The 17110-nt window shown below is 68.4% G+C and carries 12 protein-coding genes and 2 pseudogenes; 6 read left to right on the top strand and 8 right to left on the bottom strand.

Annotation, left to right across the window (positions count from 1 at the left end):
• Positions 1–49 precede the first annotated feature (49 nt).
• The 3 genes from ACZ9GM_RS13295 (at position 50) to ACZ9GM_RS13305 (ending at position 1990) form a co-directional block, all read left to right on the top strand.
• Complete coding sequence (locus tag ACZ9GM_RS13295; protein ID WP_291473908.1) at positions 50–700, top strand: LysE family translocator; 651 nt, start codon at positions 50–52, stop codon at positions 698–700.
• Positions 701–776: 76 nt separating this feature from the next.
• Positions 777–1091, top strand: coding sequence for an RNA-binding S4 domain-containing protein (locus ACZ9GM_RS13300; protein ID WP_291473907.1), 315 nt, complete (start codon positions 777–779; stop codon positions 1089–1091).
• The gene (locus ACZ9GM_RS13305) at positions 1091–1990 is read left to right on the top strand and encodes a VOC family protein (protein WP_291473906.1); all 900 of its coding nucleotides are present in this window, start codon (positions 1091–1093) and stop codon (positions 1988–1990) included. Before ACZ9GM_RS13300 ends, ACZ9GM_RS13305 begins: the two co-directional genes overlap by 1 nt.
• A gap of 143 nt (positions 1991–2133) precedes the next feature.
• Here ACZ9GM_RS13305 and ACZ9GM_RS13310 read toward each other — a convergent pair whose 3' ends face one another.
• The 8 genes from ACZ9GM_RS13310 to ACZ9GM_RS13345 all read right to left on the bottom strand — a co-directional run bounded on the left by ACZ9GM_RS13310 (position 2134) and on the right by ACZ9GM_RS13345 (position 15648).
• The gene (locus tag ACZ9GM_RS13310; RefSeq protein WP_291473905.1) at positions 2134–3423 is read right to left on the bottom strand and encodes a glycoside hydrolase family 25 protein; all 1290 of its coding nucleotides are present in this window, start codon (positions 3421–3423) and stop codon (positions 2134–2136) included.
• Between the two features lie 221 nt (positions 3424–3644).
• On the bottom strand, positions 3645–4058 hold the full coding sequence (locus ACZ9GM_RS13315; protein WP_291473904.1) for a hypothetical protein: 414 nt from the start codon (positions 4056–4058) through the stop codon (positions 3645–3647).
• A 163-nt stretch (positions 4059–4221) separates the two neighbouring features.
• Positions 4222–5412, bottom strand: a complete 1191-nt coding sequence (locus ACZ9GM_RS13320) for a PrsW family intramembrane metalloprotease (protein WP_291473903.1) — start codon at positions 5410–5412, stop codon at positions 4222–4224.
• Positions 5409–6257, bottom strand: a complete 849-nt coding sequence (locus ACZ9GM_RS13325) for a hypothetical protein (RefSeq protein ID WP_291473902.1) — start codon at positions 6255–6257, stop codon at positions 5409–5411. Before ACZ9GM_RS13325 ends, ACZ9GM_RS13320 begins: the two co-directional genes overlap by 4 nt.
• A gap of 105 nt (positions 6258–6362) precedes the next feature.
• Entirely contained in the window at positions 6363–8444 is a 2082-nt protein-coding gene (locus ACZ9GM_RS13330; protein WP_476038111.1) for a M13 family metallopeptidase, read from the bottom strand.
• A 57-nt stretch (positions 8445–8501) separates the two neighbouring features.
• The gene (locus ACZ9GM_RS13335; RefSeq protein ID WP_291473900.1) at positions 8502–11981 is read right to left on the bottom strand and encodes an arabinosyltransferase domain-containing protein; all 3480 of its coding nucleotides are present in this window, start codon (positions 11979–11981) and stop codon (positions 8502–8504) included.
• Positions 11982–12037: 56 nt separating this feature from the next.
• Positions 12038–14110 carry a galactan 5-O-arabinofuranosyltransferase gene (locus ACZ9GM_RS13340; protein ID WP_291473899.1) on the bottom strand — a complete coding sequence of 691 codons (2073 nt, stop codon included), beginning with the start codon at positions 14108–14110 and terminating at the stop codon, positions 12038–12040.
• A gap of 182 nt (positions 14111–14292) precedes the next feature.
• Positions 14293–15648, bottom strand: coding sequence for an NYN domain-containing protein (locus ACZ9GM_RS13345; protein WP_291473898.1), 1356 nt, complete (start codon positions 15646–15648; stop codon positions 14293–14295).
• Positions 15649–15839: 191 nt separating this feature from the next.
• Here ACZ9GM_RS13345 and ACZ9GM_RS13350 point away from each other — a divergent pair.
• The 3 genes and pseudogenes from ACZ9GM_RS13350 to ACZ9GM_RS13360 all read left to right on the top strand — a co-directional run.
• Positions 15840–16240: pseudogene (locus tag ACZ9GM_RS13350) on the top strand (GntR family transcriptional regulator); the annotation flags it as partial.
• Positions 16241–16322: 82 nt separating this feature from the next.
• Positions 16323–16433: pseudogene (locus ACZ9GM_RS13355) on the top strand (ATP-binding cassette domain-containing protein); the annotation flags it as partial.
• Positions 16434–16455: 22 nt separating this feature from the next.
• Positions 16456–16773, top strand: coding sequence for a hypothetical protein (locus ACZ9GM_RS13360; RefSeq protein WP_291473981.1), 318 nt, complete (start codon positions 16456–16458; stop codon positions 16771–16773).
• Positions 16774–17110: the final 337 nt, after the last annotated feature.

Here is a 17110-nt window from a genome sequence, read left to right on the forward strand (position 1 = left end):
CACCCGACCCACGTCTGTATGCCGTCGACCGGTCACTAGAATCCCTCACGTGACCACCGGCGCCCTCCTCAGCATCCTCGTGGCGTGGCTCCTCGCCATCGCCTCGCCCGGCCCCGACCTCGTGCAGCTGCTGCGTGTCGGGGCCGTCCGCCGTAACGGCGTGGCCTGTGCCTTCGGCATCATGAGCGGCAACCTGCTGTGGATCGTGGCCTCCATGCTGGGCCTCTCCGCACTGGTCGACAACGTTCCCGGGATCCTCACCGCACTGTTCCTCGTGGGTGGCTGCGTCCTGGCATGGATGGGGCAGGGCGCACTGCGCGGTGGACTCGCCGCCAGAAGGAAGGACGCCGTGCTGCCCGACGCGGCGTCCTCCCTGCTCTCCACCACGATGGGCACCGCCCAGGCGTGGCGGCTGGGCCTCGTGACGAACCTGTCGAACCCGAAGGCGCTGGTGTTCTTCGGCGCGGTCTTCGCCGGCTTCGTGCCGCCGGACACCTCTTGGGCGATGCGGACCGTGGTGCTGGTGATGATGATGGTCACCGGTGTGGCGTGGTTCGTCTTCGTGGCTGTCGCGGTGTCCGTCCCGGCACTGTCGAAACGCCTGCAGGCAGCCGGAGCGTGGATCGACATCGTCGCCGGAACGGTCTTTCTCATCCTCGCTGCGGTGCTGGTCATCGAGGGTATCGCCCGGTTGCTCTGACCTGCGCTGTAACACTCTGGTCACGATGTGCACCGTCAGTTAGTTAACGCGCGGCACCGGGCATAGGATGGTCCGCATGCACATTCAGGACGTCCCTGTCCGCGGTGACGACATCCGTCTCGGCCAGTTCATCAAGCTCGCGAACCTCGTCGAGTCCGGTGGCACCGCCAAGGAAGTTATCGCTGCAGGTCAGGTGGCGGTCAACGGTGAGGTCGACACCCGCCGTGGCCGCCATCTCCACGTCGGTGACGTGGTGAGCCTGCGTGACCCCGAGGCCGGTGACACCGGCTCTGCAGCACGTGTCGCAGCACCCGTGGACGGCGAAGACGACTACTTCGACGAAGCCACCGCTGATGACGATTTTGACCCGGAAAAGTGGAGGAACCTCTGATGCCCGCTCTCGTTGCCGAACCCGGCATGCCGATCTGGATTGATCTGGCGACGACGGACCTCGAGTCGGCGAAGGACTTCTACGCCGAAGTCCTCGGCTGGGAGTACGACGACCCGTGCGGTGGCTACACCATCGCCAAGAAGCAGGGGATGCCCGTCGCCGGCCTCGGCGAGGTCCCGGACGACAAGTCCTCCCTCTGGGGCATGCTGCTGTTCACCCCGGACATCGACGCCGCCCACGACGAGGCCGTGAAGGCCGGTGCCACCTCGGTACTCCCCCCGCGTGACGTGGGCAAGCGTGGCCGGATGGCTGTGCTGGTCGACCCCTCGGGCGCGACCGTGGGTCTGAAGCAGCCGAAGGAGAACGAGCCCTTCTTCGCCGCCGGCGAGCCGGGGACCCCGGTCTGGCACGAGCTGCTGGTCGGCGGACACTTCGACGAGACCACCGCCTTCTACCACGAGCTTGCCGGCTGGGACATCCGCGTCCACAACGACACGGACCGCTTCCGCTACGCCACCGGCGAGTACGACGGCGCCCCGCTGGTCGGGCTGTGGGACACTTCCGAGCTCGACGAGAACCCCTCGATGTGGACCCTCTACCTGGGCTGCGTTGACGTGGATGCTGCAGCGAAGAAGGTCAAGGCCGCCGGTGGACGCCTCGTGCGTCAGCCCTGGGACTCGGAACTGGGCCGGATGGTCACCATCGTCGACCCGACCGGTGCGCTGGTGAACCTCTGCGAGATCGCCGAGCCGGAGCCGGAGACCCTGGCTGACTGGCACGAGCCGGACCTGCTGGACCCGGAGAACATGCCCCAGGAGCTCAAGGACGCCATGGACGCCGCCCGAACCGCCGGTGAGACCGCCGCGGAGCAGATGAAGCGCGGCGCCGACTGCGAGTAGTCGGGCACCAGCCGGGTACCCACCCGTCGTACACGAAAACCCTCACCAGCTGAGGTACGTCCGGAGATCCGGGGTGTACCTCAGCTGGTGAGGGCTTTCTGACTGCGTTCTGTGTATGCGTCCTCAGTGCTGCAGGCCTGTGGCTACAGGGCCGGTGCAGCCTCCGCCTCGGGTGCGGTGGCCTCTGCCGGAGCCTCTGCCGGAGCCTCCGCCGGTGCGTCCTCGACCGGGGCGACCTTGTCGGCGCCGTCGGCGATGAGCTGGGCGATGTAGTCCTGTGCGCCGAAGGCGTTGAGCAGGTCCAGGACGTTCTGGAGGGTGATCTTGCCCGAACTGTCGCCGAGGACGCCGGACACCAGCTGCGAGATCTCGGACTCCGGCAGGGTGACGTCGGAGTCACGGGCCTCGGTGCCGGCGGAGGTGATCGCCTCGGAGGTCTCGGCGTCGAAGCCGGCCTCGGTGGCGGAGCCGAACACGGCCTCCGGTCCGACCTCGCCGGCGACCAGGCCGAGCAGGTTGACCAGCATGTCGGTGGTCAGGGGGATGTCGGGGATCGGGATGCCGAGCCCGGCAGCACTGTGTTCCACGGTGTTGGTCAGGCCTGCCTCGGCGACCGCGGCGTCCCGGATCGGGCGCAGTGCGTCGGAGGCGTTGCCCACGGCGGTGCCGGCGGAGGCGGAACCGGCCAGGGCCTGGAGCTCAGCGTCCGACCCGTAGTAGGTGTTCAGGTCGACGTCGGTGATGACGCCGTCCACCTGGCCACTGCCGCTGTACTGCCAGAAGGTCGGGGCGTCCCAGCCTCCCGGGGTCTCCTCGGGCAGCTCGTCGGTGTAGTACGCCAGCCACAGGGGGTACTCGGAGAACTCGGTGGTGTTGCCCATCGAGCCGATCCAGAAGGAGTAGTAGGTGTAGATGATCGGATCGCGACCGGTGAGGGTCTTGATCTCGTCGATCCAGTCACGCACCCAGTTCTGCAGCTGCTCCGGACCCAGGCCGCCGGTCTCCTCGAGGTCAAGGGTCGGGGGGAGGGACGGGCTGACGCCGGTGGAGAGGACCGAGGCGTAGTAACGGGCCTGGGAACGGGCGTCGTACTCGGGACGGGCGTAGTGGTAGCTGCCCGGGGTGACGCCGGCGGCGGAGGCTTTGGCGGAGTCCGAGGAGAAGTAGGGGTTGGTGTAGCCGGTGCCCTCGGTCGCCTTGATGAAGGCGAACGACTGGCCCGAGTCGGCGACGGCCTGCCAGTCGATGGAGGCACCTCCCGGGTGCTGGTGGCCGGCGACGTCGATGCCGTCCAGGTCGGCCCAGGAGGGGGAGGGGAGGACGTCCGTGGCGACAAGCGCGGCGACGGTGGCTGCCGAGCCGAAGAGGACGGTGGCGGTCAGTCGGGCGGGAGTGGTGGTGCGCACGTGGCGGCGCCAGGGAAGAGAACGCATGAGCCACACCATACACACAAATCACGTTAGTCACATCAGTAACATCGGCGTGTCGCGACCATCATCACACCAGGTCATCGAATAACAGGAGTGTGATTTGTTTCCGATGGTGGAGGAAACGCCCAGCGTCCGGACAGGACCGTGGCATGAGAGAGCCCGGCCTGCCGCGGGAAGCGGCGGACCGGGCGGGGGAGAAAAGTTTTCGGTGAAGCCTGACCTGATCAGACGGCGGCAGCGAGGGTGTCCGCTGCCCAGACCACGTCGATGCCGGCAGCCTGGGCGGCGCCGAGGGCGGCACCCGGGTTGGCCAGTACCCAGTCGATGGTCTCGGCGGGGACGCCGTAGTTGAGGGCCGCGGCGTAGGTGGCTTCCGGGTTGGCGGTGAGGGTGGCGATGGTCTCCGGGCTGACACCGGCGGCGAGGGCCACAGCGGCGGCGCCGGAGAAGTCCTGGATCTTGTTGGTGGAGGCGGCCGCGGCGGGGGCTTCGGGGGAGGCGCCGGCGGTGGACGCGATGCCGATACCGGCACCGGCGACAGCGAGGCCGGTGAGTCCGACCATGGAGGCGCGGACCAGTCGGGAGGGGGAACGACGGGTGGACGGGGAACGGTGGGAACCGTGAGGCTGGAGAGACATGGCAGCCATGCTATCGGTTCTTCCTGTCAGCGCAAGCCCGGTATGCAGGTTGAACCTCCGTCCGGATCTCCGTGATGCAGCTACCGGTACCGGGAGGCGGAATTCAGGTACCTGATCTCCGCACCTCGGTACCGGTGGTTGATCTGCTGCACTGTCGGCGCTGCTACTGACGCGGATCCGGCCACTGCGGGGGATGTTCCGGTCCCTGCTGAGGGCCTTGCTGCGGGGCCTGGGGGAACTGCTGCGTCGGCACGCCCGGGTAGCCGGGGAGACGGGTAGCCGGCGGATACCCCGGCATCACCGTCGCACCCGGATAGCCGGGCAGACCAGGCAGGCCGGGCATCCCCGGCACCCCGGCCACAGCCACCGGACGTTTCCGGTAGACGGTCACCACCGGGTACATCCCGGCATCCGCGGCGGCACGGGCCTCCCGGTGACTGTGCACCCAGATGGACGCCAGGACCGCCATACCGCCGACCCACACCAGGGCCATGCGGACCAGGGCGGCCGCAGTGGAGTCCTTCTCCCAGTCCGGCATGAGGTTCCACAGGGCGTGCACCGCGAAACCGGCACCCCAGCCGCCGAGGACCCAGCCGGCCCGCTGCATGCCGGTGAGGTCGGCCCGCAGCAGGGCGACACCGATCGCGTAGCCGACCAGCCCGGTGCACAGCGCGTGCAGCAGCGGTCCGGCGACCAGGCGGATCAGCCACATCTCCAGTACACCCTGCACGTCCGAGACCGCATGGGTCGGGGCGAGGGATATCGCGTACAGCGCATTCTCGAAGGCCTCGAAGCCCACGCCGACCAGTACGCCGGCGACGAGCCCGTGCCACGGGCGGTTCCACCAGGTGCGCCCGGCGAAGAGCAGGAGCACCACACCGAGGGCCTTGGCGGTCTCCTCCGGCCATGCGCCGGCCAGGGACCAGGCGATCTGTGGCATCCCCCACCCGACGGCGAGCTCCGACAGGTGCTCCGAGGACGTGAACCCGCCGAGCACCACACCGCCGGTCACTCCCCACAGAATCGCTGCGAGGGCGAGCAGGACCGGCGTCCCGCGGTAGAGCAGTGTGCGGGAGACGATGAACCAGACCACGGCGGCGAAGACCACGCCGAGGCCGAGGGCGAGCATCGTAGGTCCCGGCCCGGGGAAGAGCATCCCGCCGAGCAGGGTGAATCCGATGACCAGTGCGCACAGGACGGTCACCACCAGCAGGGAGACGGTGAAGACGTCCCAGAAGAACTTCAGACGCGGACGCGCTGTCGGCGGGTGGGAATCGTGCCAGGCGCGTGGTACGGAGACGATCTCCCAGTCGGGTGCCCCGTTCCCGGTCGGCGGAGTGGTCATCGTACTCATCGCATCCTCCACAGCAGGTCAGGCAGCGCAGCGGACACCTGGTGGGGCGAGGCCCCGCTGACCACGAGGGTGTACATCACGTCATTCGGTCCGGTGAAGGCCGCCGCCTGCGCGTAGATACTGTAGCGGGCGACCCGGTGGTAGCCGGAGAACGCGTCGGACGCCGTATCCGGCGCATCATCCGACGCACCACCCGGCGTGTAGTTCACGTCCTGGACGTTACCGCCACCGCCGGCTCCACCGAACCCGCCGAAGCCGTCCTCCGGCGACCAGTCGTTCCAGTCGTCGTCGGAACCGTCGTCGTAGTCGTAGACGAAGGTGTCACTGACCAGGACGTTCTCCACGGAGGACGCCAGATCCGGGTGGAACAGGGAGCTGACGTCCTCACGGACGAAGTCCATCGGGTCCTGGTCTTCCGACCAGGCAGCCCGGACCGCGCGGTCGGCGGAGTGGGCCAGGTCGGAGTCCGTACCCGAGGCGTCCACCCCGGCGGTGCCGACGAGGTCGACGAGTACGGAACCGCAGTCGGCGTAGAGGCTCGCCATGCCCGGCTGCATCCGCGGGGCACTGCAGGAAGAGTCGAGGTCGGACAGGTCCGGAGCCCAGTCGCCCCAGGTCAGGACGGTGTCATTGGCGGCGTCCCCGAGGGTGTCGTAGTCCCCGTCGACGACATCACGGTCGACGGGCAGCGCGAAGGGGACACAGAGGACCAGCAGCGCCACCCCGAGGACACCGAACCACGCCGAGGTACGGCGGGTGCCGGTGGGCAGGGTGAGGTACCGGCCCTCGGGATCAGGGTCCGGGGTCAGGCCAGGGGTCAGACCAGAAGTGGGCGGCGGAGGCACCGGGCCAGGGGACCCGGGCGGGACAGGGGGTTCAGGCGGAACGGCGGCGATCGGCACGGTGAAGTCTCAGTACAGGGTTATCTCGGTACAGGGTTGTCGCAGCCGTCACCAGATGGTGACGCGCTGCTCCTCATCGAGCCACATGCCGTCACCCGCGGAGACCCCGAAGGCCTCGTAGAACTCCGCCACATTCGAGACGACCACGTTGCAGCGGTACTCGCCGGGGGAGTGCGGGTCGATGGCGACGTACTGCGCCGCCATCTGCGGGCGGATCGCGGTCTGCCAGATCTGCGCCCAGCGCAGGAAGAACCGCTGCAGCACCGTGAACTCACCCTCGAGTCCCTCGACCGGGGCCGTCGGTGCGGTCTCCACGGTGAGCCCCTGCTCGGCGAGCCAGCGCTTCAGCGCGACCACGGCGATCCCGAGACCGCCGAGGTCACCGATGTTCTCACCCAGGGTGAACTTCCCGTTGACGGTGTGCTCGGTCTGGCCGCGCTCGGCCAGACCGGTGGGAACCAGACCGTCATACTGGCCGACGAGTCTGTCGGTCAGCGCGGTGAACGCCGCCCGGTCTTCATCGGTCCACCAGTCGTTGAGGTTGCCTTCGCCGTCGTACTTGGAACCCTGGTCGTCGAAGCCGTGACCGATCTCGTGACCGATGACCGCACCGATCGCGCCGAAGTTGCCGGCCATGTCCGCATCCGGATCGAAGAACGGCGGACGCAGGATCGCCGCGGGGAAGGTGATGTCATTGCGGACCGGATTGTAGAAGGCGTTGACGGTCTGCGGAGTGGCGAACCACAGCTCCGGGTCGGAGGGCTTGCCGAGCTTGCCGACCTCGAATTCGTGGTTGAACCTGGTGATCCGCCGGTAGTTGTCCATCAGGTCTGCACCGCGCGGGCTGAAACTGATCTCCGAGAAGTCACGCCAGACCTCCGGGTAGCCGATCCGGGCGCGGAAGGTCGACAGCTTCTCCAGCGCCTTCTCACGGGTGGTGGGCGTCATCCACGCCAGATCGCTGATGCGCTCACGGTAGGCGGCGAGCAGGTGGTCGACGAGGTCTACCATCTTCGCCTTGTACTCCGGCGGGAAGTGCTTCTCGACGAAGACGCGTCCCACATCCTCACCGATCGCGCCGTTGACCAGGGTCAGGGCGCGCTTCCAGCGGTCACGCTGCTCGGTGGCACCGGAAAGCGTCCGGCCGTAGAAGTCGAAGGACGCCTCGGAGAACACCCGCGGCAGTTTGCCAGCACGGGCGGTGACGACGTGCCAGTAGGCCCACAGCTTCCACTCGTCCAGGTCGTGGGCGGAGTATCCCTCGCCGCCGGCCGCGCCGGGCACGAGGGTGGCGACGTGGTCCAGGTAGCTCGGTTGGGAGACGATCACCGAGGGTGAGTTCTCCTCGGTGATGCCCACGCCGTCGAGCCAGGCGGCGAAGGGGAAGCCGGTCGGCAGGTCCGCGTGGGTGGTGGGGTTGTAGGTCTTCTCCGCGTCCCGACTGGCGACCGTGTCCCAGTGGCCCTTGGCCAGGTCGGTCTCGAAGGCGATGAGGGCGTCGGCGGCCTCCTGGGCGGCGGCTGCGCCCGTACCGGCGAACCGGCCCGGACGCTCCTGGGCCTCGGTGAGTTCCAGGTAGCGGGCGACGAAGCCGCGGTAGGCCTCGCGGGTCCCGGCGTGCTGGTCCTCGCGGTAGTAGGCCTCGTCCGGCAGTCCCAGGCCGGTCTGCACCAGGTAGGGGACCTCGATGCCGTCACCGGAGCGACCGGCGTCCTTCTCGGTCCAGAATCCGAGGACACCGCCCACGCCGCTGCGGTCCAGCTGCGCCAGCACATCGACAAGCTCTCCGATAGAGGATGCCGCGCGCACCGGGTCGAGGTCCGCGTCGAGTACCCCGAGGCCCGCGGACTCGATGCCGTTGTCACCGTCCTCGTCCATGAAGGAGGAGTACAGCGCGCCGATGCGGGTGTCCGGGTCGGCCCCCTCGACGATGGCCTTCACATCCAGTTCTGCACGGTCGCGCAGCGCGTGGAAGGTGCCGTCGACGGCGCGGTCGGCGGGGATCTCGTGGGTCGCCAGCCAGGTGCCGTTGACGTGCCGGTAGAGGTCGTCGGCGGCCGTGGGGGTCGGCCGAACGGCCTCGGTGATGTTCTCGGGGAGCTGGTGGGCGGCCTGGGCAGATTCAGTCATGCCCACCACTCTAAGGACGCCGCGACGCCCGCGCTCCCGGAGGGGCCACCGAGCCGGTCAGCTCATGGTGAACTTCATCGGCCCCTCGGACCACAGACCCGAGCGGGTGTGCTCCTCGGTGGTGAGCTCGGCCTCCTTCGGCAGCTCGCCGGTGGAGGACTCGAACGGGGTGAGACGCATGAGGATGCCCCAGTCACGCTGCCAGTCATCCTGGAGGTAGGTCGGCATCTCCTCGCTCGTGGTGGTCATCTGGACCAGGCCACCGGCACCGCCGCCGTAGTAGTCCTGCACCGGGGAGTGACCCTTCTCGGCGGAGTGGTCCGGGGCGATGCGGAAGGTCGGGACCTCGGCGACGCCGGCCCAGTGATCGTAGGGTCGCTGGCAGGGGAACTGCAGCGGGGTGGCCCAGTCGATGAGGGTGGGCTCGTCCGGTCCGACGACGTCATTCATGCTGACCAGGGTCGGGACACGCGGCGGGGTGACCGCCAGCCACTGGTCGGCGGTGACGTTCTTGTCCTTGGCGACGATGCGGACGACGTCGGCGTCCTCCGGCAGCCACTCCATCGGGACGCGCAGGTTGCGCCACTGCGGAGAGGTCTCGATGTCGAGCGGGACGATCGAGCCCATCGGCTCGAAGGAGTCGTCACCGGTACCGCCGGTGGACTTCCCGTACTCGATGGTCAGCTCCTGGCCGTACTGGAAGACACCGTTGAGGTCGTCGTGGGCGATCTCGCCTGCGGCGGAAACGACGAGCAGCGGGGCGTCCTCCCGGCGTTCCGGCAGGGAGTACCAGGAGCTCGTGGTGTTCGCGACCTCCTGCAGGCCGTCGGTGTAGGAACCGACGACCGGGACGCGGGTCGGGTCGATGCCGAAGGGCAGGGTGGCGAAGGAGCCGTTGATACCGGCCTCGGTCTGCAGACCACCGGCGGTGCCGTCGGTGGTGGCGTCATCGTCGGAACTGCCGAAGGTGTTTCCGGCGGTGGCGGAGGTCGCCGGGGTGCCGGTGCCGTCGTCGTCGCCGGAGTCCTGGATGCGGTCCGGGATGTTGTTCGAGGCGAAGCCACGGGTGGAGTCGCTGACGAGGGAATCCTTGAAATCGGTGCCGTCGGCGGGGGTGAGGAAGGAGTCGTTCGTGTCGGACTCGACGCGGACGTCGGAGGCGGCATTGCACTTGTCGCCGGTCAGCGACATGAGATTGCCCTTGCCCACCGAGTACGCCGGCCACTGGGAGATGAAGCCCTTGCCCAGCGAGCCGAGGTTGAACACCACGACCAGGGCGGTGAGCACGGCGATAGGGGCGGCGGCGACACCGCCGAGCTGGCGGGCACGGTCCCGTTCCTTGTCGGTTGCCTCGGCGACCTCGGCGGCGGTGGTGGCCTTCGCCTCACGGATGTCGGCGAGGAAGCCGATGACCACACCGACGAGCATGACGACGACCGAGCCGATCATCATCACCGTGGAGATCTCGATTCCGGCGATCTGCACCGGCTTGTCGAACCACGGCACGCCGAAGCTGGACATGTACCACCAGCCGTTCGTGCCGGACAGGGAGAAGGCGAACAGCAGCAGGCAGGCACCGATGAACAGGATCCGGTTGCGGGCCGAGCGCATCGCCATGGTGGACGCCGCGACCGCCGCCAGGGCGGCCAGTCCGGCGGCGATGCCGGCGTACACGCCGAAGTGGTGGGTCCACTTGGTGGGCGTGAAGGTCATGAAGAACATCGTTCCGATGACCACGAGGGTCAGCCGGACGGCCGGGCCGTTGGCGGTGCCCGGGACGCGACGGTTGCGCAGCATCGAGGCGACGACGACGCCGAGGCAGAGCAGCATCATGAGGACGCTGAACCGGCGGGGGAAGGAACCGTCGACAGTCTGCTTGAGGAGTTCGGTGTAGCGGGAAGGCTCGTCGTACCAGGACAGGGACGGGCCGACCGCGCCGCGGACGCGGATCGACTCGATGACGGTCGACAGGGTCTGGTCGCCGAAGACACAGATGAGCACGGCAGTGCCGGCTGCGAGGAAGGGGGCGATCTGTGCCATGACGGCGCCGAAAATCTTCTTCTTCGGGGATCCCTTCGGCGCACCCAGGGCAGGCAGCCGGCGGATGACGATGCGGATGAGCCCGGACAGGGCGGCGAGCAGGGCGGCGACGGCCATGAGGCCGGTCGGGCCGGCGGCCAGGGACAGCGAGGCGACGATGACGCCGAACGCGGCGGGCAGCAGTCGGCTCGTCGCGATGGCGCGCTCCATACAGACCCAGGTCAGCAGTGCGCCGAGGGCGATGACCGGCTCCGGACGAAGTCCGTTGTTGAAAGTCATCCAGAAGACGAGGAAGACCGCGGCAGCGGTCCAGTGCGCGACCCTGCGGTTGTTCAACGGCGCGCCGAGGCGAGGCAGGACCTCACGGGACAGCAGCATCCAGACGAGGAATCCGGCGAGCAGACCGGGCAGACGCATGAACGTCGAGGCGTCGGAGATGCGGGTCATCACAGCGAGCAGGTCGTAGTACGGGGCGCCGAAGGGGGACTCCGGCACACCGAACCAGCGGTAGTAGTTCGCCATGTAGCCGGATTCGTGGCTGGCCCGGGCCATGGTGAGCAGGTAGCCGTCGTCAGAGGTGTTCGCGCCGATGAAGTACCAGATCAGCAGGATGCCGCCGACGATGCCGTCGAGCCAGCGCGGTCGCCACCAGTTCGCCGGCAGGAAGCGGCGGTGGGTGCGGGTCCGGCCGTCGAGGCAGTCGATGCGGTGGAGTGACCACAGGGCGATGACAGTGAATAGGAGGCCGAGGACCGCGGCGGCGATCTTCATGGCAGAGGGGGATGAGGTGAATCGGGAGTCGATCGTGACATCCACGTTCAGCCCGGCGTCCACGGCAGCCTGCGTGTTCTCCGGGGTGTCCGTCAGCTCGGTGTAGATACCGGTGAGCATCGGACGCATGTCGTCGGGTGCGAGGCCGTCGAGCACCGCGCCGTCGGAGGATTCCCGGGCGGCACCGGAGACATCGGCGATCTCCGCGGCGCCGGTGGCGTCCGGGACCCAGGCACGGGTGCCGTCGGCGGAGGAGGAGATGCGCAGCACCGCGTCCGAGGGGAGGTCGGTGAGGGTGGCGTTGTCGATCGACAGCAGGACCGAGTTGCGGTTGATGACGTCGAGGCCGTTGTCCGTGGAGCGGACGAACAGGCCGCGCAGCGTCTGGTCCTCGGAGTCCTCCGGGACGGTGGACAGCACCGTCGTCTGGCCGTCGTTGAGGTCACGGACCTCGGAGACCGGGATGGTGATGTCCAGGTCCTGTGCCTGGTAGGAGACCAGCGGGGAGGTGACGCTGCGCAGGTCACCGCCCTGCGGCCAGGAGTAGCTCGACTGGACCTGCTGCACCGGGAGCAGCGGGATCAGGCAGAACATCAGCAGGCCGAGCAGGCCTGACACGATCGCTGTGAGCTTCAACCTGGAAGGGTTCACCGGGGTGGCCGGCGTGCCGGTCGGGTCCTGTGGCGAATGGGACGCGTCGGGGGCTGCTTCATCGACTCGTGACATAGGTGCACATGTTACGTCAGTACCGCAGTGCGTCCTAAGTGGTTGGTGCTATTGCGTCACTCTCGTACCGCCAGCACGAACGGTCCGATCTGACGCAGCGTCCACCCCTCGCTGAATGCGCTGGCATGGAAGCTGACCGGGCGGAACCGGACATTGGGGTCGTTGGGGTAGATGTCCTCGGAGATCCGGTAGGAGAAGGAGTCGATCTCACCGCTGCCGTCGTCCTCGAGCTGACCGCGCAGCAGCAGGGCGTCCGGTGAGCGCCAGCCCCGGTCACGGTCCGCGGCGTCCATCGCCTCACGGAGTTCGGTCGGGTCGTCGATCTGCGTCCACCGCTCGATCTCCGCGTTGCGCTCCTCGTACTCACCCAGCGGGTTGGCGTAGTGCGAGGAAATCGCCTGGAAGACCGGGTAGGAGTTGTAGGCCACGAAGCTCTGCTCGTCGGTGAGGACGACGGTGTCCGCCGGGTTGTCACCGCGCAGTTCGCGGATCGCGGCGTCGACCTCGTTGAAGTAGACGGTGGAGTCCGCCGGGAGGGTGTCGCCACGCTCGGCATCACCGTCGGTGTCGGTGTACGCCAGGTCGATCTCGTCACGCAGGTGCAGCGGCACGGACACGGCGTACACGGCGGTGGCGAACACCAGCAGGACGCCGAGCACTGCGGTGACCTGCGGCGCACGCTGCGGGGTGACGAGAACGGGGTAGGCCTTCGCCACACCCGAGCGGCGCAGCTGCTCCAGGGCGAGGACGCCACCGGTGACGAGGAACAGGGAGATCGGCAGTTCCATACGGAAACCGAGGAGGGTCGTCCCGCGCAGCGGCATGATCATCGACAGGACCACCCAGGCGTAGGCCACGACCAGTCCGGAGAGCAGGCACTGCACGGTGCGGTCACGGAAGTTCAGCACCATCCACACGATGCAGACCAGGGACAGGGCGCCGACGACCGAGAACTCGAAGAACGGGGTCGGGAGTTCGGTGCCGATCTCCGGGAGATAGTGCTGGGCGCGGCCGGTGGAACCGTGGGAGGAGGTCAGCAGGGAGTAGAGGTACGGGCCCCAGCCGATCAGTGCGATGATGCCGGAGCCGACGCCCACGGTCACCAGGCGTAGCAGGGGCGGCCAGGGGGAGGTGCCGGCGTCGGCGCGGCGTCCCTTCCAGGCCTGCCAGGCGATGACGAGGGCGACTAGCGTGACGGACGCCGCGGAGATCCCGGTGTAGAGGGTGTAGAGGTTCGCCGAGACACCGAGGTAGATGATGAGTCCGGCCATCGCAGCCCGGGAACCGCGCATCGCACGGCCCGCGATCGCCGCGGCGGCGGGCATGCCGACGGCGACGATGGCGGCGTAGGGCTCCTCGGGGGCGACGTAGAGGAGGGTCACGGTGGTCGCCGCCGCGATGATGCTGGCCAGCGGCAGGGAACCGGTGATCCGGTGCCACACGGGGACGAGGACGGACGCCGCCACCGCGAGGGTGATCAGGGCCCAGGGTTGGAAGGCTGCCCAGCCGGAGAGGCCGGCGAGCTTCGCGAACATCCCGCCGGTGAGGAACCAGAGGCGCGGGTAGAAGCTCGGCATGTCCGGGTAGGCCATGTCGCCGAAGCCGGGGTCTTCGGTCATGCGGGTGAGGAACTGGGTGCGGAACGCCTGGTCGACGCTGATGCCGCCGAGGTAGAGCCGGGTCGCGGCCAGGGGGATGCCGATCAGGGTGATGACCAGGGCGGCAGGGGCGAGCCAGCAGACGAGGGTGCTGAGGACGGTCTTCCACCGGGGTGTCGCGGCGCCCGAGGTGCCCGGGGTACGCGGGTGGAGCATCCGGTAGATCACCAGGCCGAGGACCGCGAGCACGAGGATCGCCCCGGCGCTGGCGAGCGCCTTGGTGACGTTCGAGTTGGAGAACGCGGGCAGGTGGGTGCGGGCCAGGACGATCCACGCCGCCAGCGTCACCAGGGCGGCGAGGACGCCGGCCCCGACAACCTGACCCACGAAGTTCAGGGCACCGGGACGGGGCGAACCGGTCCGGGTGGTCGCCGGGGTGCTCTCCGTGGCACTGTCCGGGACGGTGTCCGTGGCACTGCCTGTATCGCTGCCCGGGGAATTCGACGCGCTGGTGGAGGCGGAGTCTGTCATGGTCGTGATTGTTCCACACCGCGCTGGGCTCCCGGGGTAGGGGCGCGTTCCGGTACCTGCCGGATGTCAGGACCGGTATCGGGTGAGCTCCACTGTCGCTACCGGTACCGGGGTGCGGTGATCAGGTACCTGAATTCAGCGCCCCGGTACCGGTGGCTGCACGGGGCGCAGAAAAGCCGGGCTCAGTGACCCCGCGGATTGTGCAGGATGCCCCGGATCCCGGAGTGGAAACCGTCGCGCAGGTGGATGCGCTGGTTCTCCGACAGGGTGACCTCGTGGAGGGTCTGGCAGGCGAACTGCACGAGCGGTTGGTTGATGGCCTGGGGCAGGCCGCCGCCGGAGAGGGTGTGGACATCATCGCGCTGGTCGGCGGTGGCGGCGTGCTCGTACCACCACACCGCGTACTGCTGGCCGACGTCGAAGGGGCTCTGCTCACCGGTGCTCTGCCAGATCTCGTTCGGCAACGGGACATAGCGGCTGCGCATCCGACGCCGCGGCGCCATCATCGACGGGTTGGGGCGCGCCGCCGGGGTGTCGTCGGCGGATTCCGGGGCACCGCCCGGGGTCAGCGGGGCGGGTGCAGGGTCTTCGACCTTCGGCGCAGCGTCCCTGGGGCCCCTGGCTTCGGCATCTTCGGTCTCGGCGCCCTTGGTCCCGGACGCCGCGTCGGTTGTCGCGGCAGCGTCTGTCGCGGTGCCCGGGACCGGCTTCTCGGCGACCTCGGCGACTGCGGCGAACTCAGTGTCCTCCACTGGTGCGGGGGCGGCCGGATGCCGCTTCTTCTTCCTCAGGTCGGGCACGACTGAGGTGCCGCTGAGATCTTCGACGGGCTGGGCGTCCCCCAGGGGCTTGTGCCGTGCCTGGCTCTCCGGTGCGGGTTCAGCGGCGGCCGTGTCCGGGGTGGCGCCCCCGGTGGCCCCGGTGCACTCCGTGGCGTCGGCCGCGTCCTTGTCCTCCCCGGCGGTGCCGCAGACGGAGGTGGGCAGCGGGCCCTCGAGGATCTGGAGGCGCATGCAGTCGCGGAAGTCCTCGCGCGGATCGAGGATGGTGGTGGAGTCGCAGGCGAAGCGCAGGTTGGAGGACATGGAGTCCCAGCCGAAGCCGTAGAGGTGGACGCGCACGCCGGCGTCGACGGCCTCCTCGACACCGGGGATCATGTCAGCGTCACCGGAGACGAGCACGATATCGCTGCAGGTGCCGGTGAGGGCGGCCTTGACCATGTCGGCGACCAGGCGGGTGTCGACGCCCTTCTGGGTGCGTCGGTCGCCCCACTCGATCAGCTGGCCGGTGCGCAGCTGCACGCCGGGTTCGGAGCGCAGTGCGCGCTGGTAGCGGTGGGGACCGGAATCGGGGATGCCGTCATACCAGTTCTGCCGGTGAACGGGCTGGTCAAACTGGTTGACGGCCATCCGTTGGATGACGCTGACCACCTCAGGTAGGTCTATCTCCAACTGTGATCTCGCTCCAGTCTCCCAGGAGTTGTAGAAGCTCGCGAGAAGGTAGGAGGTGTCCACGAAAACAAGGGTTCGCTCAAGCATGACTGTCAGTCCTCAATCACAGTTATCGGAAAATGTGTAGGCCCCAGTGTGCCCCAAGGGGGACGGGGCAGGGGGAACACCGGTCCACCGAACCCTTGTCACGGGTACGTGTTGCGCTCTGGGTTGGTTACTGGAGTAACCAACCCACTCACTACCGCTCACCACAACGAGGACGCGCCGGGAGGACGGTCATGGACGAGACCACCGCACCGCTGTTCCGGCAGATCGCGGACCTTGTCGAGGACTCGGTCGTCGACGGTTCCCTCGCCGAGGGGGACCGTGCGCCGTCGATGAATGAACTGGCGTCCTTCCACTCCATCACTCCGGCGACCGCCCGCAAGAGTCTGCAGCTGCTGGTGGACCGCGGCATCCTCGCGAAGCGGCGTGGCCTGGGAATGTTTGTCGAACCGGGTGCCCGCGACCGTGTCCTCGACCGTGTCCTCGACCGCGTCCTCGACCGCGTCCTCGACCGGCGCCGTGAGGCCCTCGCCGCCGACTACCTCACCCCCTCATCGATGAGGCCCGCTCCCTCGGGCTGACGCGCGCCGACCTCCACGAGCTCGTGGAAAGCACCGCAGAAGGCAGAGGACTGGAACCATGGCTCTCATACCGACGCCGCCTTCCACCTCCGCGAGGTCACGAAAAAGTGCGGGCGCACCACCGCGCTGGACGCTGTGACCTGCGAGATCCCGCTCGGACACGTCCGCGGTCTCATCGGCCGCAACGGTGCCGGTAAGGCGACGCTGCTGCGGACCCTCGCCGGGCAGATCCGCGTCAGCGGCACACTGACGCTCGGTGAGGAGGGTGATGCGTCCCCCGGTGTGGGACAACCGTGGCGTCCTCGACCACCTCGTTCCCGCCGGCGCGGACGTTCCCTATCCGCCGAACATGTCGGTGCGGACGCTCATGGACATCGCAGCCGCCCGGTGGACCAGCTGGGACGAGTCCTTCGCCACGGAGCTGGTCGGGCGCTTCGGAGTTGACCCGAAAGCCCGGTTCCCCTCACTCTCGCGCGGACAGGAGACCCTGGCCAGCCTGGTGATCGGGCGGGGAGTCCGCGCGCAGGTCACACTGCTCGACGAGCGCTACCGGGGCTTTGACATCCAGAGACATCCAGAACCGTGATCTCCGCTACAGCGTCCTTCTCGGCGAGATCACTGCGGATCCGGACCGCACCTGGATCATCGCCCCCCCGCCACGTGGAGTACACCGAGCTGGGCGTCCGCGCCCACGACCTCGGACTGTGGCTCAGCGAACCGGATCCGGAGCACGCGGTGCTGGCGCGGGGCGGTGGCATGGGGCTCGTGCCGCTGCTGACCCGGCTGGCGTCGCGCTGTTCCATGCGCGAAGTCCGGGGCATGGCGAACTGGTGCCAACGTAAAATCGTCTCCGACCAGCAGGTTTGTGGCGCTGAGGGGTGCTGTGTAGATTATGTCTGGTCAGCGCGACCGATACCGCCGGT

Source organism: Corynebacterium sp. UD i78 (assembly GCF_056280545.1).